General features: G+C 58.2%; 16 protein-coding genes and 1 tRNA gene. 11 read left to right on the top strand and 6 right to left on the bottom strand.

Annotated features, from left to right (window positions below):
• Window positions 1-256: 256 nt before the first annotated feature.
• From IGS16_RS16205 to IGS16_RS16195, 3 genes are all read right to left on the bottom strand, one after another.
• Window positions 257-949 carry a response regulator transcription factor gene (locus tag IGS16_RS16205; protein WP_172354390.1) on the bottom strand — a complete coding sequence of 231 codons (693 nt, stop codon included), beginning with the start codon at window positions 947-949 and terminating at the stop codon, window positions 257-259.
• Window positions 950-1,028: 79 nt separating this feature from the next.
• Entirely contained in the window at window positions 1,029-2,606 is a 1,578-nt protein-coding gene (locus IGS16_RS16200) for an AMP-binding protein (RefSeq protein ID WP_297087156.1), read from the bottom strand.
• Window positions 2,573-3,580 carry an o-succinylbenzoate synthase gene (locus IGS16_RS16195; RefSeq protein ID WP_297087154.1) on the bottom strand — a complete coding sequence of 336 codons (1,008 nt, stop codon included), beginning with the start codon at window positions 3,578-3,580 and terminating at the stop codon, window positions 2,573-2,575. The genes IGS16_RS16200 and IGS16_RS16195 overlap by 34 nt, the downstream gene beginning before the upstream one ends.
• A gap of 139 nt (window positions 3,581-3,719) precedes the next feature.
• On the opposite strand from IGS16_RS16195, the gene lexA reads away from it, so the two are divergent.
• From lexA to IGS16_RS16155, 8 genes are all read left to right on the top strand, one after another.
• A complete protein-coding gene (lexA, locus tag IGS16_RS16190) occupies window positions 3,720-4,577 on the top strand; it encodes a transcriptional repressor LexA (protein ID WP_297087153.1) in 858 nt (285 codons plus the stop codon).
• Window positions 4,578-4,836: 259 nt separating this feature from the next.
• Window positions 4,837-5,196 (top strand): VOC family protein, encoded by a 360-nt coding sequence (locus IGS16_RS16185; RefSeq protein ID WP_297087151.1) that lies wholly within the window; start codon window positions 4,837-4,839, stop codon window positions 5,194-5,196.
• Between the two features lie 29 nt (window positions 5,197-5,225).
• Window positions 5,226-6,083, top strand: coding sequence for an urease accessory protein UreD (locus tag IGS16_RS16180; protein WP_297087149.1), 858 nt, complete (start codon window positions 5,226-5,228; stop codon window positions 6,081-6,083).
• A 103-nt stretch (window positions 6,084-6,186) separates the two neighbouring features.
• Complete coding sequence (locus IGS16_RS16175; protein WP_297087147.1) at window positions 6,187-8,562, top strand: ComEC/Rec2 family competence protein; 2,376 nt, start codon at window positions 6,187-6,189, stop codon at window positions 8,560-8,562.
• A gap of 36 nt (window positions 8,563-8,598) precedes the next feature.
• Window positions 8,599-8,685 (top strand) — tRNA-Ser (locus IGS16_RS16170).
• 118 nt (window positions 8,686-8,803) lie between these two features.
• A complete protein-coding gene (locus tag IGS16_RS16165; RefSeq protein ID WP_297087144.1) occupies window positions 8,804-9,919 on the top strand; it encodes a spermidine/putrescine ABC transporter substrate-binding protein in 1,116 nt (371 codons plus the stop codon).
• Window positions 9,920-10,029: 110 nt separating this feature from the next.
• The gene (locus tag IGS16_RS16160; protein ID WP_297087142.1) at window positions 10,030-11,061 is read left to right on the top strand and encodes an ElyC/SanA/YdcF family protein; all 1,032 of its coding nucleotides are present in this window, start codon (window positions 10,030-10,032) and stop codon (window positions 11,059-11,061) included.
• A 99-nt stretch (window positions 11,062-11,160) separates the two neighbouring features.
• A complete protein-coding gene (locus tag IGS16_RS16155; protein WP_297087141.1) occupies window positions 11,161-14,163 on the top strand; it encodes a CHAT domain-containing protein in 3,003 nt (1,000 codons plus the stop codon).
• Between the two features lie 50 nt (window positions 14,164-14,213).
• Here IGS16_RS16155 and IGS16_RS16150 read toward each other — a convergent pair whose 3' ends face one another.
• Complete coding sequence (locus IGS16_RS16150) at window positions 14,214-15,008, bottom strand: hypothetical protein (protein WP_297087139.1); 795 nt, start codon at window positions 15,006-15,008, stop codon at window positions 14,214-14,216.
• Between the two features lie 69 nt (window positions 15,009-15,077).
• A complete protein-coding gene (locus tag IGS16_RS16145; protein WP_297087137.1) occupies window positions 15,078-15,794 on the bottom strand; it encodes a pentapeptide repeat-containing protein in 717 nt (238 codons plus the stop codon).
• A gap of 547 nt (window positions 15,795-16,341) precedes the next feature.
• Between IGS16_RS16145 and IGS16_RS16140 the strand changes: the two genes are divergently transcribed.
• From IGS16_RS16140 to IGS16_RS16130, 3 genes are all read left to right on the top strand, one after another.
• Window positions 16,342-16,674, top strand: a complete 333-nt coding sequence (locus tag IGS16_RS16140; RefSeq protein ID WP_068509040.1) for a hypothetical protein — start codon at window positions 16,342-16,344, stop codon at window positions 16,672-16,674.
• A 94-nt stretch (window positions 16,675-16,768) separates the two neighbouring features.
• On the top strand, window positions 16,769-17,482 hold the full coding sequence (locus tag IGS16_RS16135) for a GntR family transcriptional regulator (protein WP_297087134.1): 714 nt from the start codon (window positions 16,769-16,771) through the stop codon (window positions 17,480-17,482).
• Between the two features lie 90 nt (window positions 17,483-17,572).
• Complete coding sequence (locus tag IGS16_RS16130; protein ID WP_297087132.1) at window positions 17,573-18,949, top strand: cobyrinate a,c-diamide synthase; 1,377 nt, start codon at window positions 17,573-17,575, stop codon at window positions 18,947-18,949.
• A gap of 92 nt (window positions 18,950-19,041) precedes the next feature.
• On the opposite strand, the gene IGS16_RS16125 is transcribed toward IGS16_RS16130, so the two are convergent.
• Entirely contained in the window at window positions 19,042-19,839 is a 798-nt protein-coding gene (locus IGS16_RS16125) for a WecB/TagA/CpsF family glycosyltransferase (RefSeq protein WP_367185805.1), read from the bottom strand.
• Window positions 19,840-20,720: the final 881 nt, after the last annotated feature.

Genomic DNA, 20,720 nt, shown 5'->3' with positions numbered 1-20,720 from the left:
CATCGACGCTAGGGCATGGCGCTGACTTGGGATGTCATTAGCCCTACCATGCCTGCACAGGCGATCGCCAAAAGCAGCATAAATCCGAGGGACTGTCCCAGGTGCTTAGAAGTCTGCATGGGTGTTTTCTCCATTACATCATTAGAGAATGAAGATAACAGTCTCTTGAGGAGTGAAACGAAAGATGTCGCTAAATTAAAGAAAAGCAATACTTCGCAATCTTTGATTCGGCAGATTCCCCTAAGCTCCGCATTGTTCACTTCGTCAAGCCATGCTCCAGGGCATAGCGCACCAGCTCCGTGCGGCTATTGGTGCCCGTTTTGCTGAACAATCGGCTGACGTATTTCTCCACATTGCGGACACTGGTGTCGAGGCGGCGGGCAATTTCTTTGTTCATCAGCCCTTCGGCGACCAGTTCCAGCACGCTCTGCTCGCGGGGCGTAAAGTCAAGGTGAATCGGGGCAGGGGTTTGGGCAATCGTCCCTTTTTGCGAGAGCATGGCCCGCAGTTGAGCGATTTGTTCTTTGATGTCGGCCAGGTCGGTTTTTTCGTCATCGCCACCCGCACGGGCGATCGCCGATCGACGCTCCAGCAGGCTGGATACGATAGCCACCAGTTCTTCTGGGTCAAACGGCTTGGGCAAGTAGGCATCGCAGCCCGCGTTGTAGCCCTGAATTCGGTCGGAGGTCATACCCCGCGCCGTCAAAAACACAACGGGCAGCGTCTCGAAGCGGGGATCTTCCCGGAGTTGCTTAAGAAACTGATAGCCATCGACCTGGGGCATCATGATGTCGGAAATGACCAGATCGGGTAAAAGCTGCTGAACCTTTTCCCAGCCTTCGCGGGCGTTGCTGGCGACTTCTACAACAAAGCCGCTGTCTTCCAGATAAGCCTGCACAGCCTGGCGCAATCCAGGTTCATCATCGACCAGCAGCAGCCGTCCGCTCATGGACGTTCCTCCCGTGTCTCAAAGTGTATGCCTCGGTGGACTAAGGCACGATTGTCGTCATCCAAAACTTTAACAGGACTTACGCATTTCGCGCAGTTTCAGGAGAGGGCAGGTCTTTTGGGCAGCCCCCATCGCCGACTGGCGGCTGGGCGGTTTGCAACCATTCCGCAAGCTGGCGACGATTGAGCTTGCCTTGGGCGCTGCGGGGAATGTGGTCGGTGGCGACCCAGCGCTTGGGCTGTTTGAAGCGGCTGAGCTTGTCTTGCAGCGCAGCTTCCAGCCGTATTGGGGAAACCTGGGAATTAGCAGGAACATAGAGCGCCGTCACCACTTCCCCCCAGTGGCGATCGCCCACCCCCACCACCGCCACATCCTGCACCAGCCCTGTCGCCCGAATCGCCGCCTCTACCTCGGCGGGAAACACGTTTTCGCCGCCCGTGATAATCTTGTCGCTGCTGCGGCCAGCAATGTGTAGCCGTCCTGCCCCATCCATCCAGCCCAGATCATCGGTCGCAAACTGGCCGCCAAAATCCGACGCTCCCCAATAGCCCCGCGCCAGCGAAGCCGCCCGAATTTGAATTCGCCCCACGTCTCCCACAGGCAGCAGCGTTCCGGCTGTGTCCACAATGTCCACCAGCGCGTGGGGCAGCACCCGCCCACAGCCTGTTTCCCCCGCCAGAAATTCCGCTGGCCGCTGGGTGGCAATTTGCGAGGCAGTTTCGGTCATGCCGTAGGTGGGGGCGAGGCGGAGTCCCTGCTGTCGCGCTTGGATGAGCAGGTCATCCCAGGCCGGCGCACCGCCCAGCAGGATTGTGTGAAATTGGCGCAGCCAGTCTGCCCCCCCTGGCAAGTCAAGCAATCGCTGGAGTTGGGTGGGCACAAGGGAGAGGAAAAAGCGTTCGGGGGCGATCGCCGGAAAGTCTCCCGCTTCCAGCGCCTTGAAGGAATGCAGCGCCAGTTGCCCACCCGACACCGCGCTCCGCAACGCCTGCATCAGCCCGCTGACGTGATACAGCGGCAGCACACAGCAGCAGTTCACCGGCCCGCTGGCGAGTTCTGGCTGAAAAAACTGGCGAAAGCCCTGGACAGCGGCAAGAAGCGTGTCTCCCGTATGGTGAGTAAAGCGAAGCTGGCCAGAGGAGCCGCCTGTAGGAATGAGGAGATCTGGAGGCTGTGCTGCCCTCCCTTTTCGTTCTTCGTTCTTCGTTCTTCCCTCACCCGCAGAAGCAAGGAGAGTCGGAGCCTGTACCGGATCAAGAGGAAGCACGGGATCGGGAGCGGTGGGGGTAAGAATGACCAAAGGGGACAGGTGGTGGTGGAGTTGATACCATTCCTGCACGCCCCAGGCGGGGTTGCCGAGGGCGATCGCCCATCCCTCTAGGCAGTCCGACAAAATGGCCGCACAAAGGCTGGCCAGAAAGTTCAGCGGGTCGGGTTCGGCAATCAGCAGCGTTGCCGGGGGGCGCGTTTCCCAAGGGGCAAGCGGGTGGGCGATGTGGCTCCGCAGCGCTGGGGTGATTCCCGTAGAGATCGCTTCGCGAATCGCCGCCTGTCGGGACTGAACCTGCTGGGCAAAGGCGGCAGGATCGATGCCAACCAGCCAGGGTCGATGCAGGCAGTCGGCTAAGATATCGCGGAGGCAGTCAGGGTTTGCCATAGGGCGGCGGCGGAATCTTGCTCAAACGCAGGGTCGAAAAACCAGTGGGCAACGCCATAGCCCAGGGCGCGATTGGGTCGGTTCCCCCAATTCTCTAGTTGCACCAGATGCGCCTGGATATAGCGGCGGGCCACGGCAGTTTCCAGCGCAGACGACCAGACGATATCGACCGGGTGCTGCTGACAAAAGGCGCGAAGCTGGCTGGGAAATCCGGCGATCGCCGCTTTGATCACCACCACCCCGCGCCAGCCCCGCTGCCAGCAGGTGCGTAGCTGGGCCAGCGTGGCGACAGACTCATCCAGCGCCAGGGGCGTGGGAAAGCGCTCGGCCAGCTTCAGCATCGCGTCAAACTGGGACGGCGCGAGGGGCTGCTCCAAAAATTCTACCTGGGGATGGGCCGCGCATTGCTCCAACCAGCGGCAGGCTGTGTCCCAATCCAGCCCGCCGTTGGCATCCAGCCGCAGCCTTGCATTGGGCGGAAGCTGCCCAATTAGCGCCTTGAATTCTGTCAGTTCTGCGGTCAACTCGCCCACACCGATTTTCTGCTTAAAGGTGCGGTGTCCCCGGTTCCAAAGCGGCTTCCAGGCAGAAATTGCCCTGTTCCCCGCAGGCAATAGGGCGCTGAGGTCGGACGGCTCCCAGTCGGGCGGGTCAGACTTTCCGAGGTCATGCTGCATCAGCGAGTCCCAGGCAGATTCTAGCCCAAACTGACAGGCAGGCAGCGTGGGGGCGATCGCCCGGATATCCGCCAGATCGAGGAATTCGGGAAGCGACTGGCAGAGGGCGATCGCCGCCTCCAGCGTTTCGCTACCAAACCAAGGCAGGGGCGCAATCTCGCCGTACCCCGTCCGCCCCGCCGCGTCCGTCAGCTTCACCAAAATTCCCCGCCGCTCGCTCCAGACTCCGTGGGCGGTCATCAGCGGTTGCCGAAACGCCCGTCGATACACCCGAAATTCTGCCCGCACGCTCATCATCTAACCCTGCCGGATTGTCCTGAGATGTAGAAATTGTGAAGCGACGGGCGGCAAATTAAGGCAAGTAAAAAGTTTTTGATTCGGTATAGAACGAGTGAACTATGATGTTAGCATTTAGTATAAATAAACTATTGCAGCCATGCCTACGGCCAAGCCACCCACCGCCAAACGGTCTACAGTCAGGCAATCCACCCGCCAGTCTATCCCCAAGCCGCTGACCGTCAAGCAGCAGCGATGCCTGGATTGGGTGACGGAATTCATCCAGCAGCAGGGCATTTCGCCCACCTATGAAGAAATTCGCGTCGGGCTGAGCTATCGCTCTAAAGACCCCGTGCGATCGCTCCTCAATGCTCTGTGCAACAAAGGCTACATCACCCGCAAGCCCCACAAAGCCCGCGCCATTCAGGTGGTTCAGTCGAGCCAAGTGAACAGGGCAAAAAACGGGCGATTGCTCCAGCTTGTTCCGACCGAGGCCATGGGCACGGGTTCGACTGTCGAGGCTATGCCAGAGACATCCGCCACTTCTCCCTGGGCAGCGCTGGAGCAGGCTTCGCCCAAATCCAGGAGTCGGCGCAAGCTTCCTCAGGGCATTCCCCTCCTAGGCGGCATCGCAGCCCACAGCCCCAAGACCACCTTTGTAGACGAGCCAGAAATTTATCTGCCGCTGGAACTGTTTCCTAACTTGGCGCGGCGATCGCCCTACGACTTGTCCCAGTTGTTTGCCCTGCGCGTTCAGGGCGACAGCATGATCGAGTCCCACATTTTGGACGGCGACGTGATCTTGCTGCGCCGCACCCCAGACCCGGCTTCGCTGAAAAATGGGGCAATTGTGGCCGCTCGCGTAGGTGATGCAGCGACGCTGAAGCACTACCTGCGCTCGGGAACCCAAGTGACGCTCCAGCCTGCCAACGCTGCCTACCCGCCGACGGTATTTGGCGTTGAAGAAGTGGACGTGCAGGGCGTGTATACCGGAATTTTGGTGCGCGGTGTGGTCTGAGGACGATTGATTTTGGATTGGCGATTTTGGATTGGCGATTTTAGATGGCTCATTCAGCACTTATCAGGCTTCCAGCCATTTCATTCGCAGCGTCACTTCGGAGAAATATTGGGGCTGGTAGCATTGGAATGCAGTTTGAATGACCGGCTTGAAGCATCAGAATGGCTGAAAATCGCTGCGATGCGGCTCGAAACCTGTCCTAGAATCAGGGTGACGTAATTGCGCGATTCCCGTAGGGATCGCTTCGCGAATCGCCCCTATGCTGACCCGATTCTTGCACGCGGCGCTGTTGGTGTCGGATTTAGATAAAGCAGAACAGTTCTATGGCACCGTACTGGGACTGACCAAAATCGATCGCCCTCTGAAATATCCCGGAGCCTGGTATCAGTTGGGCGAGGTGCAGATTCACCTGATGGTTGATTCGCGCACTCAGGTTTTGCTGACGGAGGCGGAAAAGTGGGGCCGGAATCCCCATTTGGCGATCGCCACTCCTGACCTAGATGCCATAAAAACGCGGCTGATTGAACATGGCTATCCCGTGCAGATGAGCGCATCGGGTCGCCCCGCCCTGTTTACCCGCGACCCGGACGGCAACGTGCTGGAGATTGGGCAGGTCTAGGAGAGGCGTGGGAGCGGAGTGACGGCGTAATGGGAGCGGACGGGGCGGGCTGGCAGGGGCGCTTGGAACTGGATTTTGTGGCGCGGGCGGGCGGAACGCAGCTTGGCCGCAGCTTTGTGCAGGCTCCGATGAAGGTGCAGCGGCCGTTCTTCCCAGAGGGCGATCGCGTCTGTCATGTGGTGACGCTGCACACGGCGGGCGGCGTGGTGGGGGGCGATCGCCTCTCGACTCAAGTTCATCTGGCGCAAAACGCGCACGCGCTGACCACCACCGCCACCGCTGGCAAGATTTACCGCAGCAACGGTCAAGTGGCTGAGCAGACGACCCACCTCCGCGTTGCAGCGGGCGGCTGTTTAGAATGGCTGCCTCAGGAAACCATCGTGTTCGACGGAGCCGACTATCGGCAGCGGCTCCGGGTAGATTTGGAAAAAGATGCGCTGTGGCTGGGTTGGGAAATCACCCGACTGGGACGCACGGCGCGGGGCGAACGGTTTGCCAGCGGCCAATGGCGATCGCACACAGAGGTCTGGCAAGATGGAACGCTGCTCTGGGTCGATCCGCAGCAGATCCTTGGCAGTGCTGCCCCGCTGAGCAGTCCCCACGGGCTGAACGATTGCCCCGTCGTCGCCAGTTTCGCCATCCTCGGCCAGCCAGTCGCCCAACTTTCTGCCGACCTTCTTCCCCAAACCCGCCAATTTATCCCCACCGCAGCTTCCTCTAGCCCCCTCCCATCCCTTCAATACGCCGCTACCCGCCTCCAATCCGGCCTCCTCTATCGCTATCGCGGCCATTCCACCCTGGAGGCCCGCCGCTGGTTTATCCAGATCTGGCATCTGCTGCGGTCGGCGCTGGTCGATCGGCCCGGATATCTTCCCCGCGTCTGGTAATCGCGCATCTGGTAATCGCGCATCTGGTAATCGGGCATCTGGTAATCGGGCAAACCCGATGGGAATACTGCTGTTCATCAGGGTGTATCAAACAGCAAAATTTATGAGCGCAGCGGGCGGTGTAATGCTGTGCCTAGCCTATGGGCTGGGCCTGCTTTTGACCGGGGTTTCGGTGCAGGTATGGGGCATCTCAGTGGGGGCGATCGCCCTTCCGGTGTTGGGACTGCTGGCAGGGGCGATCGCGCCTCGCCTCTGGCGGACGGGGCCTTCCGCCAAGGTCTGGATGGTAGCGGGATGGGTCGGACTGTTGGCAGCGCTTTACTTTCAGGTGCGCCTGCCCAAACCTGCGGAAACGGACATCAGCGCTCTGCTGAGCAACCCCGACGCAGCAACCGAGCGAGCCAACCTCGCTGTGACAGTGCATGGCTTCATCGACACGCCGCCAAAGCAAACCCGCAGCGGCAAGCTCCAGCTAGAGCTAGTGCCGTTTCAGGTGCAGCAGATGGACGAGGCAGACCAGCCCATTCGCGCTGCGGCGGTGTCTGGGCGGCTGTATGTGACGCTGCCGCTGAAGCTCAAGGAAGATCTGCATCCAGGACAGATGCTTACGGTGTCGGGGTCGCTGTATCGCCCCAAGCCTGCCAGGAACCCTGGCGGCTTTGATTTTCGGCAATACCTGGCGCAGCGCGGTATGTTCGCGGGACTAGCGGGTAAAACTGTCGATTTTCCTGCAACGGAAGGGCGATTTCGGGAACAGTGGACGTGGAGGCGATCGCTCTCCTCCCGGCTTCAGCAAACACTCTGGCAGGTGCGGCAGCGCATCGTGCGATCGCAGGCAGCAGGCCTATCCGTTAAGGATCAGAACGGGCAGCCCGACCCGCGACCAGGCGCACTCGTCAGCGCCATGCTGCTGGGCAAAGGCGGTGTAGATGTTCCCTTCGAGTTGCGTGATAGCTTTGCGAATGCAGGACTGGCTCACGCGCTGGCAGCATCGGGCTTTCAGGTGTCGCTGCTGATTGGCATCATGCTCAGCCTGACGCGATCGCTCCCCTCTCAGGTCAGCTTTTTTCTTTCCACGGCCCTACTGCTAGGCTACATCGGGCTGACCGGGCTAGAGCCGTCGGTGGCGCGGGCGGGCGTGATGGGGCTGGCGGTGCTGGTGGCAATCACGCTGGGGCGCAAGGTCAACCCGCTCCACTCGCTGCTGCTGGCGGCGACGCTGCTGCTGCTGGTGAATCCGATCTGGATTTGGGATTTGGGATTTCAGCTCAGCGTGCTGGCAACGCTGGGGCTGCTGGTCACAGCGCCGGTGCTGACAAAATGGCTAGACTGGCTGCCCAGCGCGATCGCCCCGCTGGTGGCTGTGCCCCTCGCCGCCTTTGTGTGGACGATTCCGCTACAACTGCACGTTTTTGGCGTGGTGTCGCCCTACAGTCTGGTGCTAAATATCCTGACTGCGCCGCTGATTACGGGCATCAGCCTGGGCAGCGGCCTCAGTGCGCTGGCGGCGCTGGTCTTGCCTGCGGGGGGCAGCGCGATCGCCCAGTTGCTCCTGTGGCCAACCCAGCTTTTGATGGCGCTGGTGGAATTTGCCAACCAGCTTCCAGGCAGTGCCTACGCAGCAGGGACGATCGCGCCTAGTCAGGTGATGGCGCTGTATGCCATCTATCTGCTGGTGTGGGGCGTAGCGGGGCTGCATCGGCGCTGGTGGCTGGCGGCGATCGTGTGTCTTGGGCTGGTGGCCATTCCGACGGGGGCGGCGGTGATGTCGCGGCTGGCGGTGACCGTGCTAGACACGGCCGACGAGCCGATGCTGATCGTGCAACACCGCAGCCGCGTGGGGCTAATTGGCAACCTCAGCCCAGAGGACGCGCAGTTTACCGTGCTACCCTTTTTGCGACAGCAGGGGGTAAACCGGGTGACCTGGGCGATCGCCCCCGACCTCACCGAATGCCACACAGAAGGCTGGATGCAGCTTGCACAAAATCTACCGATTCAGTCTTTCTATTTTTCCGCTGGAGCGTGTCAACCCTCTGAAACCCCAAAGCCCCCCGACAAACAGCAACTCATTCAGCAACTCCAGACGCGGGGCGGCCGGATTTACACATTGCCGCTGAATCAGGCGATGCAGCTTGGCGATGTTGCCGTGCGAAAGGTGAGTCAGGAACCCCTGGCGCTGCGGTTTCAAATTGATGACCAGATCTGGCTGCTGATACGCGGGCTGCGAACCGCTTCCCTGGAACCCTTGCTGCCGCAACTGGCAACCCTGACGACTGTGCTGTGGTGGGACGGGGGAAAGCTGGATGCCCAGGCGCTCAGCACGATCCGCCCCCAGCAGGCGATCGCCACTCGTCCGCCCAACGACACTGCCGGAGCCTGGTTCAGCGCCCAAGCCATTCCCCTGCACATTGTCGCTCAGCAGGGCGCAATTCAGTGGACTCCAAAAACCGGGTTTCGGGCGATCGCCCCCGTCGATTAGCGCCGTTCGTCCTGTAAAATACGATAATGCCCCTTTGGAGAGGTGGCAGAGTGGTTGAATGCGCTTGACTCGAAATCAAGTTTGGGGTCACACCCAACGGGGGTTCGAATCCCCCCCTCTCCGTTTCAACTCAGATGACCCGGTCAAGGTGTAGCGCTGGCTACATAATGTCGCTTTTGCGTCAGAACTGGGGATAATTGGGAAAGTTCTCATCTCCATCCCAGACCCCAATCCCTGACCTATGACTCAGCCCAATCGGCCAACCGCTCCGTTTAGCCGCAAAACCCGTCGGCAGTTTCTTCAGGGGGCAGGCGCGGCCCTCTCAGCCGTGGCGCTGGCAAGCTGTCGGGGCGGCTATAGCAACGTGCAGGGCGGCGCGGGCGGCAGCGATACGCTGCGGATTTATACCTGGTCAAACTATATTGACGACGAGCTATTGAGCCAGTTTCAGGAGCAAACGGGCGTGCGGGCGATCGCCGACGTATTCGACTCCAACGAAACTATGCTGGCGAAGGTGCAGGCCGGCGGCGGCAACGAGTACAGCATCATCTACCCCTCCGACTATATGGTGGAGCAGATGAAAGAACTCAACCTGCTGGCAGAACTGGACAAAACCAAAATCACCGGAGCCGAAAACCTGCTGCCCCAGTTCCAAGACCCGCCCTACGACCCCGGCAACCAATTCAGCATTCCCGCCGTGTGGGGCACGACCGGTCTGGTTTACAACCGCACCCAGCTCAACCCCTCGCCGCAGGACTGGGACTATCTCTGGGATAATCAGAGCAAGCTGGCGCGACGGGTGACGCTGTTTAACGACGTGCGAGAGGTGATGGGCGCAACGCTGAAGTCGCTGGGCTATTCCTACAACTCCACCAACCCAAAGGAACTGGAGGCGGCGTTCCGGCAGTTGCAAAAGCTCAAGCCTGCGATCGCCAACTTTACGACCGACGGCTGGCGCGATCAGATGCTCACGGGCGACCTGGCGATCGCCATGGCCTATTCCTCCGACGCGCTCCAGGTGTCGGAAGAAAATCCCGACATCCAATACCTGATTCCCGCCAGCGGCTCGTCCCTGTGGACTGATACGATGGTGATTCCGGCGGCTGCGCCCAACCCCGATGCGGCCTATGCCTGGATTAACTTCTTGCTGGAGCCAGATGTGCTGGCACAGGCATCGGAGCGGCTGAGGTTCGCTACGGCAAACCAGGCGGCGATCGACCTATTGCCCAACGCCCTCAAGTCCAATCCCAACCTGTATCCCGACCAGGCGGCGCTGCAAAAATGTGAGCGCATTTCCCCCATCGGCGACGCAACGGAACTCTACGACCAGTACTGGACGCAGCTCACCAGCCTATAACCCCAAGAAACCCGTCACCGGGTGGGCGATCGCGCATTACACTGGACTAGACCTTTTTGCCCCCCGGCATCGACCTCCAGCGGGCGACCCGTCAACCATGCCTGTCAACCATGTTTGAACTGCTCACCCGAATTCTGCTCTGGCTGCTGATTGGCACGATCCTCTGGTATGTGTTCAGCAAGTTCATTCCCAGGGTCTACCTGACGTGGCTGGGCGGCATCATCCTATTTGCCTTCGTCATCTTGGCGTTTATCGACCCCACCAACAGCACCGTGGGCACGGTCTGGAGCGTGTTGTCGCTGCCGCTGAAACCGCTGGGTCTGGTGTTCTTCCTGCTGCTGAGTGCGCTGAAAAAAGGGGCCAAAAGCGTGGACGGCAATCTGGTGCTGGCGGCGGTGCTGGTGCTGCTGCTGACGAGTACGCCGATTGTGGCCTACTGGCTGACCTCGCAGGCGGCCCGCACGCTGGCCTACAGCCCAATGGTGCAGCGGCCGGTGGACTTTAACCCGGCATCCGTCAAGGCGATTGTGGTGCTGGGCGACAGTAACGATCCGGCCGACCCGGCCTATCGCAGCCGCACTCAGGTCAGCAGCGATCGCGACGGGTTTACCAATGTGCTAGCCTCGCGGCTCTTCTTTGCGGCTCGCGTCTATCGCGGTGAATTAGAGCAGGGTCGGAACCCGCTGGTCATCGTCAGCCTGGGGTCGCAACTGGGACTGAATGCATCGGAGGAAGCGCGGGCGATCGCCATCCAGACCGTGCAGGGCATTTTGACCAGCGCGGGCGTGCAGGGCGATCGCATCGTGATCGACACAGAAGGTACGGATCTCTACAGCAACGCGGTAGCCATCGAGCGCATCCTGACCCCGCTGGGCTACCAAAAAGAAACCGACAGCCTGCTGCTGGTGGTGCCCTTGCTCAACGTCAGCCGCGCCCGCGCCACCTTTGCCAGCCGCGGCCTGCGAACCCTGGGTCTGCCTACCGACCAATTTCTGTTTCAACTGGACGATCGCCGCCTGATTGCCAGCGTGGCTGACCTGGTTCCCAACGTAGACGCACTGGCGCTGACGACCCGCGTGGTAGATGAATATTTATCCTCGGTCTACTACTTTATGCGCGGCTGGCTAGTCAGCCCGATTTAGCGGCGCTTCACGAATCTTCTCCTGGCGGGGACTGCGGTCAGGCAAGAATCTGGCGAAAATCTAGAGTACACTCAGTCCAACTTGCAGGGCGAAGGGACGATGGGCCAGAGCCGTCGATGGAGACAAGCGCGTTTCACTGCCGAACTCCGGCAGCAGTTTGAGGCGATTGGGCGATGTTGCTCCGCAACACTTACGCAATATTGCTCCGCAACGCTGGCACGACTGCCCTGCCCCAGTTCCCACCGCGTCTTCTATCGCCACAGAACCCGGCGATGGGCCACAGCGCTGCTCCTGGGGCTAATGCTGGCACTGGGTTTGACCTATTCTGCCACAGGCACGCCTCCAGCCAATTTGCCCCCATCGCCAGCACTCCACACCGCTTCCATCCATCCCGCGACCGTCCAGCCAGAGAGCTTAAGCACCGAGCAATTTTCTGGATTTCTAGCGCAGCCCCCATCCACATTCCCCCTTCGTTCTTCGTTCTTCGTTCTTCGTTCTTCCCAAGCCCTGCCCCCAGACGACCCGCAGTCCGCCCGATTGCTCTACGAAGCGGGTCGCTATCGAGAGGCGATCGCCCAGTTAGAAACCCAGCTTATCGACTATCGGCAGACGGGCGATCGCCTCCACGAAGGGTTGACGCTGGCAAACCTGTCGCTAGCGCATCAGCAGCTTGGGGAATGGGCGGCGGCAGAACGGCACATGACTGAAGCGGTGCAACTGCTGAATTCCCTCCCGCCGCGCACCCAACCCGTGCAGCGGGCACAGGCGCAGGCATTGACCATTTTGGGGCGGCTCCAATTTGCGCGGGGGCAGGCAGATGCGGCGCTAGAGTCCTGGGAGCGGGCCACAGCGTTGTTTCAGCAGGTGGGCGACCTGGCCGCCATCGACACGCAGATGAACCAGGCGCAGGCGCTGCGATCGCTGGGGCTATATCGGCGGGCGATCGCCCAGCTTGCGGCCATCGACCAGCAGCTTGCCGCCACACCCGACTCGCTGACCAAGGTGCAGGTGCTGCGGACGCTGGGGGATGCTCAGCGCGTGGCGGGCGATCTAGACGCGGCCCGTCAAGCCCTGGAGCAAAGTCGCCGGATTGCCGCCGCGCTGCACGCCCAGTCGCCCACGCCCGCCACCCAGGAGGCGATCGCCGCCGTCACGCTTAGCCTAGCAAACCTGGGCCGGGCCAGGGCGATCGCCGCGCTGGGACAGGCCGGCATGACCCCCACCGAAGCAGTGCAGCGACTGAAGACTCCCTTATCAGACAATCGCGCTCGGCGGGCCTACGAACAGCGCCAGCAGCGCATTGCCGCGACCTTTTTGCAGCAGACGGAAACCGTGCTGAGACTGTATACCGAGGCTGCCCAGGTATCCCCCTCGGCGGAGTTGCGGCTTCAGGCGGCGCTGAACCAGCTCAGCCTGCTGGTGGAAACTGCCCAGTGGGAGCAGGCGCGATCGCGCTACTCGGCAATTCAGCAGCAACTCGACCTCTTGCCCCCCAGTCGGCCGACGCTGTTCAGCCAGATTGAGCTGGCGCAGCTTTTGACAACCCTGTCCCAAGCCAGCGGTGGAGAGCCAGATCTGGAGGCGATCGCCCGTCGCTTGTCCAAAACGGTGCAGCAGGCAAGGGAAGTGGGCGACTTGCGGGCAGAGTCCTTTGCCCTGGGCAGCTTGGGGCATCTGTACGAACAAACAGGACAGTGGCGCGAAGCCCAAACCCTGACTCAGCAGGCGCTCAACCTGGCGCAGCAGATCGCTGCCGCCGATATTGCCTATCGCTGGCAGTGGCAACTGGGGCGACTGCTGCTGGTGCAAGGCGACAAAACGGGGGCGATCGCCGCCTACAGCCAGTCCGTGCAAAGCCTGCAAGCCATCCGGGGCGATCTGGTGGCGATTAACCGAGACGTGCAGTTTTCCTTCCGCGAAAGCGTGGAGCCAGTCTATCGCCAGTTGGTCGATCTGCTGCTCGATCCGCAGAATCCAACCCCCGACCTGGAGCGGCTGGTGCAGGCGCGGGACGTGATTGAGGGGCTGCAAGTGGCAGAACTGGACAACTTCTTTCGAGAAGCCTGCCTGGATACGCAGTTTCAGCTAGACCGGGTGGTGGATTTGTCTACGCTGCCCGCCGCTGTGCTGTATACCATCGTCCTGCCCGACCGGATTGAAGTCATCCTGAAGCAGCCCCAGCAGCCCCTCCGCCGCTACGCCACGCCCGTTTCCCAGGAAACCGTCGAGCGCGTGTCCGAAGACCTGTTGCGAGAATTGCGCGATCGCGCTTACCCCTCCCCCGAAGGACTGGCCCTGTCCCAGCAGGTCTACGACTGGCTGATTCGCCCCATTGCAGACCAATTGACCGAAAACCAGACGCTTGTTTTCGTGCTAGACGGGGCGCTACGCAACGTGCCAATGGCAGCCCTGCACGACGGTCGCCAGTATTTGATCGAACACTACAGCGTGGCGCTGGCCCCCGGTCTGCAACTGCCCGACCCGCGTCCGCTCCAGCAGCGTCAGTTTCGCGCCCTAATGGCCGGGCTGACGGAAGCACGAGACAATTTTCCTGCCCTGCCCAATGTAGAAAAGGAGCTAGCGGAAATCCAGAAAACCCTGCCCAGTCGCGTGCTGCTCAATACAAGCTTTACCCAGCAAAATTTCCAGAATTCTCTAAGCGCCGCACCCGCCTCGATTGTCCACGTCGCAACCCACGGCGAGTTTAGCTCCAACGCCGCCGACACCTTCATCCTGGCGTGGGATAGCCGAGTCAACGTGAAAGACCTCAGCAGCCTGCTGCAAGTCCAGGAGCTAGACAGCCCAGAGCCGATTGAACTGCTGGTGTTGAGCGCCTGCCGCACCGCCGAGGGCGATCGCCGCGCTACCCTGGGCCTTGCGGGAGTAGCCGTTCGCGCCGGGGCCCGCAGCACCATCGCCTCGCTCTGGAGCGTAGACGACGAAGCCGGAGCCGATCTGATGATCGAGTTCTATCACCAACTGACGCGCAGCCCCATCTCCAAAGCCGAAGCCCTGCGCCAGGCCCAGCTGAGCCTGCTGCGGGCAAACTACGACGCGCCCCGCTTCTGGGCATCCTACGTGCTGCTGGGCAACTGGCTCTAACTAAACAAGCAATCCAAAATCGGCAATCCAAAATCCAAAATCCGACACCCTCACCACAAAAACTCCTCGCGGCGCATCGGGGCATCCGTCTGTCGTTCCGTCGGCTGTTCTAGCACGTAGGGATTGGGCGGCTCACCGGGCATCAAATAGCGCTCACCCCAGCCGCCATTCAGGTCTTCAGGACGACGAACAGGCGGGCTGGTGCGGTCGGTGGGTAGAGCGACGGGCTGCACTTGCTGCACTTGCACATATTGTTGCCCGTCCGCTGCGGTATAGAGATGTTTGCCGCTGATTGCAAGCCTTTTGTTGCGAAGCTGCTGTTCTAGCGCAGGCAGTTGCTCGACTTTGCCGATCGGGTTTAGCGTTGCCAAAAAGATCACGTCTTGGCTGGGTTCCAGATTCAGCCGGAGGGCAGCTTGCTCAAATTGCCACGATTCCTGATAGCGACCATCCTCCGCAACCTGCCACAGGTTAAGCTGGGCCTGCCATTGGCCATTGGTCACGGTGGCCGTCTGATAGGCCAGGATGGAATAGCTGGGCTTCGCCTCGGAGGAGAGACTGGACGATTGAGGTGGCTCCAGATAGCGAACAGCGGCGATCGCCAGTCGAGCATTATCAGGCAGATTGGTTTTACCATTGATCGTGTATACACCGTTTCCCTCTGATAACACGCTGAGTTGCAGGTCAATGTCATGCTGGAAACCCAGCGAAAACCGTCCCGGCTGACAGAAGCGAGATAAGAGTAAGACCGCTGCCAACACCACGCCAGCTTGTAGGAACTGTCGAGCAGTGCGATAGTTTAGCGAACGCAGCCGACCTCGTAGCGGTGATATAGAAATTAACATGATAACTCAGCTAAACAGAATATATCTGGCATCTGTTTCAATCCGGTTTTCGCAAGATCAATAAGGCATTTAGTAGGGCACTGTGCCCTGATAAGTGCTGCCGTTGGGCATGATGGCAAACTCTAGCTGGGCGTTGCTGAAATTTGCTCCTTGAAGATTGGCATCCAGGAAGTTGGCGTAGCGCAGATCGGAATCGCTAAGGTCGGCGATCGCCAGATTTGCCCGGCTCAGCAATGCGCCGTAGAGACTGGTTTGCCTCAGGTTGGCTCGTTCCATGCGGCTGTCTGTCAGGTTGGCGGCCCGCATCTCAGCTCCGGTCAGCGTTGCCTGCTGCAAGTCTGCTTCTTCCAGGGTAGCGTGCATCATCTGAGCGTTCCGAAAGTTGGTGCGACTCAGTACCGCGCCTTGCAAATCTGCACCCTGGAGATTGGCACTTTGTAGACTGGCATCGGTCAAGTTAGCTCGGGTTAGCTGGGCGTTAATTAACTTGGTATTGTCAAACTTGGCAGCCGTCAGGTTTGCCTCCCGCAGGTCAACCCGGCTCAGGTCGAGTCCGCTTAGGTCAGCACCGCTCAAGTTGCAGCGGGGACACTTGCGCGTCTGCTTCAGGCGCTCTAGATTGCCCCCCTGCACCCGCTGAGCCAGAGAAACTGTTTTGGAAACTCCTATCCTAGATGGCTCTGGGCGAGCAAAGCCCGACAGGAATGCTCGGAGTCCAGGAATCCCTAGAATGGCCGCCGTAGTTCCCAAAATCATCACGATCAGCAAGCTAAATCTTGTCTTCATGAGGCTAAAACATGGGGGGCGAGCGCCACTTTTTCGGAACAACGCCTGTGGATAAGGACTGTATCTTGCGTCTTTTAAGACATCGTGCAAATCAAGCAACTTATCTCAGGAGAGCATCAAATCTATTCGCAGACAAAGCTGTAGCTCCCCATCACAGATCTCCATTAATGTTTAATTGTTTAATAGCTTTTTCAACTCAAGAGCCTTAGATCCGGAAAGTGGATTGACTGCAAATTGAGCGTTTTAAGCAGGCGGAACCATAGTTTAACCGGAAGCTTTTAATCAAGATTCGGCAAAGATTGAGTAATTGATCATCTAGTTTTTATGCTGCTGTTTTTCTTGTAAAGATTGGCTGACTCGACCATCGAAAGCAGTCGTTGCGCTGAGCGGATTACTACAATACGCTTAGTTACACCACAGCTTTGCAGCAGTGCGATGTTAGATTTTCAGCCGTATGGCTGATTGGCGATATAGCCAAAGCCACTGCATTCCTGAGCGAGAAAGCGAAAAATCTCTGTCGATAAATTCCCGTCGAAGTGTATCAAAAATGAACCAGTCTCCCATCAAAACAATCTTGATTCCCTCGTTGCTAACGGCTGGTGTTGTCTTTGGGCTATCTGTGACGGTTGTAACGAACGACAACACGCTGACCTCAGCCGCAACCACGCAAGAATTGGCCCTAAAAGAGCAATATCGAAACATTGCTGTGCGAAATATTGGGCTTTGCATTTTGGGGGGTTCGCTATCGGGCTTACTGGTGGCGGGCGGCATACGAAGCATTCAGAATTCTCAAAAGAAAGCGAAACAAAAACAGGATTCTATATCTGGTTTAATCGCGGAATTTCTATCAACTCATCCAGAATCAACTCGCCCAGAATAGCTGGCGCACTCCGCCAGATTTTTTGCAGGCCTATTCTTGCGTAGATTGGCTGGTTTCGTAGACTGGTTGCATACCGATCTACTCAGCCGACAGCATGTCCACTCCGCTGCACCTTGCGATTTCCGAACAACTTCGCCGCCAAATTCTCGGCGGCGACTATCCGCCAGGAGAACAACTGCCCAGCGAATACCAACTGGTGGAGCGGTTTGGGGTGAGCCGAACGACGATTCGACAGGCGATCGCCAATCTCATCAGCCAGGGACTTGTCGTTTCTCGTCAGGGCAAGGGCGTGTTTGTGACGGAGCGGCGCAAGGTCACCTACTCCCTGTCTAGCCCGATGGTGTTTTTGGAAGCAGACATGGCGCAGCAGGGCATTTCGCTCTTGGCGAAGCGGCTGGAGGCAGGTTTGGTCGAGGTTCCCGTCGTCGCTCAGCATCTGTTTGAAACGCCCACCGCCTATTTTCAAAAGAAACTGTTGGAAATTAACGGCGCACCCGGAGCGCTGGACTTGACCTATGTGCCGCCGTCGTTTGAAACCTTTTTTGCAGTCGATTCAACCCATCAAATGACGTTTCCGGTGCTGGAGCAGCACGGGATTGCGATCGCCCGCATCGAAGCTATCCTGGAATGTACTTATGCCAATCCAGAAGAGAGCCTACATTTAGACGTTCCGCTGGGACATCCGCTGATTGTCTATCGCCACACCGCCTTTACCACGGGCGATCGCCCCATTGCCTACGGGGAAACCATTTCACGGGGCGATCGCTTTTGCTATTCCCTGGAAATTCGTCGGGATGAATTATTCTAAAACATCGACTAAAGATGCAAAGGCGCACGCCCGCCATCCCATCTGCCGAACGCTAAAATGACGCTATAGTGATGTAGCTGGGATGTAACAATGGCGCTAGTGGTGGCGGGAGAACGCAGCGGCGTAGGCAAGACGACGGTGACGATGGCACTGCTAGCAGCGTTGACCCGGTGGGGCGATCGCGTCCAGTCGTTCAAAGTGGGGCCAGATTACATCGACCCCATGTTTCATCAGTTTATTACGGGCCGCGCTTGCCGCAATCTCGATCCGCTGCTGACCTCCGAAACCTATGTGCAGCAGTGCTTTGCCTCTGCAAGTCAGGACGCAGAATTTGCTCTGATCGAAGGGGTGATGGGGCTATTCGACGGGGCCAGTGGCCGCGAAGACGTAGCCAGCACGGCCCAGGTGGCACGGCTGCTGAACCTGCCCGTGCTGCTGGTGCTGGATTGTGCCCGAATGTCGCGCTCAGTGGCGGCGATCGCCCACGGATATCGCAGCTTTGACCTGCGTTTGCACATAGCAGGCGTAGTGCTGAATCGGGTAGGCAGCGATCGCCATCTCACCCTGCTCAAAGAGGCACTGGAGCCGCTGGGCTTGCCCATCCTCGGCGTGCTGCGTCGCCAAGACGAAATCACCCTCCCCGATCGCCACTTGGGACTCGTGCCCACAGACGAACTGCCAGCGTTGGGAAAATTGTGCGATCGCCTCGCATCCTTAGCAGAAACCAGCTTTGACTGGAACCAACTGCGCCCCCTACTCAAAACCAGCCAGACAAAAACGCCGCCCTGGCCAATGCCCGCCGTCGATGCCAAAATCCAAAATCCAAAATCCAAAATCCGCCTGGCCGTTGCCCGCGATCGCGCCTTCAGCTTCTACTATGCCGATAACCTGGAACTGCTGGAGCAGTTGGGCGCTGAACTGGTGTTTTGGAGTCCATTGCAAGATGCCGCCTTGCCAGAGGGCGTAGGCGGGCTATACTTCGGCGGCGGGTTCCCGGAGATGTTTGCAGCAGAATTGGCAGCAAACGCAGCGGCGCGGGCAGCAGTGAGGGCCGCAATTCAGTCAGGCCTGACGACCTATGCAGAGTGCGGCGGGCTAATGTATCTGAGCCAGAGCATTGTGGATTTTGACGGAAACGCTTGGGAGACAGCGGGCGTTTTGCCGACAGCAGCGGTCATGGGCAAACAACTGACTCTCGGCTATCGACGGGCGATCGCCCAGCAAAACACCTTTCTCTATCGCCAAGGCGAAACGCTTTGGGGGCACGAGTTTCACCGATCACACCTGACTCACTCATCCGAAAACCCGCTCTATCACCTGCAACCCTACGCCCCTCAAAGCCCTGCCATTCCTGAAGGCTGGCAGTCGCCAACCCTTCATGCCTCTTATCTGCATGTCCACTGGGGAGCGCAGCCAGAGGTAGCGGCACGATTCGTCGCAGCGTGTGGCAATCGACTGACTGACTGAAACCGCCTAGGCTAGATGCTTGAGTCAAACCAGAGATTGCGACAACTGCTGCACCGAACCGTTGGCTGATAGCGTCTGACAAATCCTCCAAGCTATCTGCTGCGAGTTTGCAGACTCATGTCCTCACGACTCAGCGTACTCACAACTTGCAACAGTGCTAAAACTGCAAATGGCGGAATTGTTCTTGCATAACGTTTCCACAATCGTCCTGGCTCTTGAATCAAGCGATAGAGCCACTCAAAGCCCAATCGCCTAACTATTTCCGGTGCCCACTTTTGCACCCCTGCATAGACAGGAAATGCCCCGCCCAGCCCAATCATCACGGCATTCACTTTGCCTTTATGCTCGCTGATCCATTTCTCCTGTTTTGGGCAGCCCAGCGACACCATCACGATCCCTGCACCGCTCTCGTTGATTAGTCGCGTAATGTCCTCATCTTCCTGAGGAGTCAGCGGGCGAAAGGGCAACGGCTCCATGCCTGCAATCTCCAGATTCGGAAATTCGTGGTGCAGCCGTTGGCGCATTTTTTGCAAGGTGTTTTCATCAGAACCCAGGAAAAAGATGCTGATGTTTCGAGAGGGCGATTGCTCACAAAGCCCCAAGATAATATCCATGCCCGCCACTCTGTCTTGCCGATAGCGTCCCATCCAGCTCATCAACCAAACAAGCGGCATTCCATCTGGCGTCACCATATCGCTGCCTGACAAAATAGCGCCAAATTCTTTGTTCCAGGTTGCTTCCATCAGCATATGCACATTGGCAACGCAGACAGTCTTACTCAAGCGCTGCGAGGCCCATTCCAGCATCCAATCTATCTGTTCATGAAAGCTAAGAGATGTAACTGGAAACCCAATCACATTCTGTGTCGGAGGCTTTATTGGGGACATCATAAGTTAACACTTCCGGATAGACTGAACTTCGTGAATTGATGTGGAGATGCTCACTATTCAGTTGCAGTAATTCCCTGATCCGATTGGGCGCTTAAAAGGCGCTTTGCATTCAACCAAAGCTAGATGAGCCTATCAAAATGAAATGACAAATCTTTCCCTATCTGATAACTCTCAGTAGAGTGGTAGATGAGCGAGAGTAGTAGATGACTAAAGAGAGCGGTAAATGAAAATAAGTCAGTAGAGCTACTGGAAAAGCAGGAGCCGCTTGCTCATGACTTCATGTAGTTTCATGCGCGATAGAGCGCTCATTGTAGGTTCAAGACCCGGTTAATGCTCAATGATCAACTTTCGCCCGTAGCGCTGCGAATAAAATTACTGGAAGCTCCACAAACGCTTGACCGGCAATCCCAAAATCGCAAATCTAAAATCGAGAATTGATATAAGCCCCTTCATGACTGGCAGATGCAGCAAGTATTGAAAAAGCAGCCAAAGCTTGATGTGGAGATAGATGCTTTACAGGGCAGATGCTTTATAAGGTAAATGCCAGTGGCGCTTTTACTCTAAGTTTAAAGTTGCTCAAGAAATCAAAAGCTTTTTGACTAGGGCGATCGCACGATCGACAACCTTGCTGGCACAACACCTGAAACGGTTTACAAGCAGAGATGAAGCGGTAGATACATGCAGATCCTAAAACAAGTAAACCAGACAGATTCCCCCAGTAGACGCAGCCAGCAGATATGAGCTTGCTCTTGTAAAGATCGCTTGATAGATACTTCCGTAATTCTACAGAGTGAAGACTCAAAATTTTACATGATCTCGCTATTTTTACACAATCTACATTACGCAAAAGCGTTGCATAATGAGAATATGAAGCTAGAGAA

Origin of the sequence: Thermoleptolyngbya sp. C42_A2020_037, from assembly GCF_015272455.1 — a bacterium.
Classification (GTDB): Bacteria; Cyanobacteriota; Cyanobacteriia; order Elainellales; family Elainellaceae; genus Thermoleptolyngbya.
This window is presented reverse-complemented; position numbering and strand designations above follow the sequence as displayed.

Coding starts and splice junctions, on each gene's coding strand:
- IGS16_RS16205 (WP_172354390.1), bottom strand. CDS start 949: ATGAGCGGACGGCTGCTGCTGGTCGATGATGAACCTGGATTGCGCCAG.
- IGS16_RS16200 (WP_297087156.1), bottom strand. CDS start 2,606: ATGGCAAACCCTGACTGCCTCCGCGATATCTTAGCCGACTGCCTGCAT.
- IGS16_RS16195 (WP_297087154.1), bottom strand. CDS start 3,580: ATGATGAGCGTGCGGGCAGAATTTCGGGTGTATCGACGGGCGTTTCGG.
- lexA (WP_297087153.1), top strand. CDS start 3,720: ATGCCTACGGCCAAGCCACCCACCGCCAAACGGTCTACAGTCAGGCAA.
- IGS16_RS16185 (WP_297087151.1), top strand. CDS start 4,837: ATGCTGACCCGATTCTTGCACGCGGCGCTGTTGGTGTCGGATTTAGAT.
- IGS16_RS16180 (WP_297087149.1), top strand. CDS start 5,226: ATGGGAGCGGACGGGGCGGGCTGGCAGGGGCGCTTGGAACTGGATTTT.
- IGS16_RS16175 (WP_297087147.1), top strand. CDS start 6,187: ATGAGCGCAGCGGGCGGTGTAATGCTGTGCCTAGCCTATGGGCTGGGC.
- IGS16_RS16165 (WP_297087144.1), top strand. CDS start 8,804: ATGACTCAGCCCAATCGGCCAACCGCTCCGTTTAGCCGCAAAACCCGT.
- IGS16_RS16160 (WP_297087142.1), top strand. CDS start 10,030: ATGTTTGAACTGCTCACCCGAATTCTGCTCTGGCTGCTGATTGGCACG.
- IGS16_RS16155 (WP_297087141.1), top strand. CDS start 11,161: ATGGGCCAGAGCCGTCGATGGAGACAAGCGCGTTTCACTGCCGAACTC.
- IGS16_RS16150 (WP_297087139.1), bottom strand. CDS start 15,008: ATGTTAATTTCTATATCACCGCTACGAGGTCGGCTGCGTTCGCTAAAC.
- IGS16_RS16145 (WP_297087137.1), bottom strand. CDS start 15,794: ATGAAGACAAGATTTAGCTTGCTGATCGTGATGATTTTGGGAACTACG.
- IGS16_RS16140 (WP_068509040.1), top strand. CDS start 16,342: ATGAACCAGTCTCCCATCAAAACAATCTTGATTCCCTCGTTGCTAACG.
- IGS16_RS16135 (WP_297087134.1), top strand. CDS start 16,769: ATGTCCACTCCGCTGCACCTTGCGATTTCCGAACAACTTCGCCGCCAA.
- IGS16_RS16130 (WP_297087132.1), top strand. CDS start 17,573: ATGGCGCTAGTGGTGGCGGGAGAACGCAGCGGCGTAGGCAAGACGACG.
- IGS16_RS16125 (WP_367185805.1), bottom strand. CDS start 19,839: ATGATGTCCCCAATAAAGCCTCCGACACAGAATGTGATTGGGTTTCCA.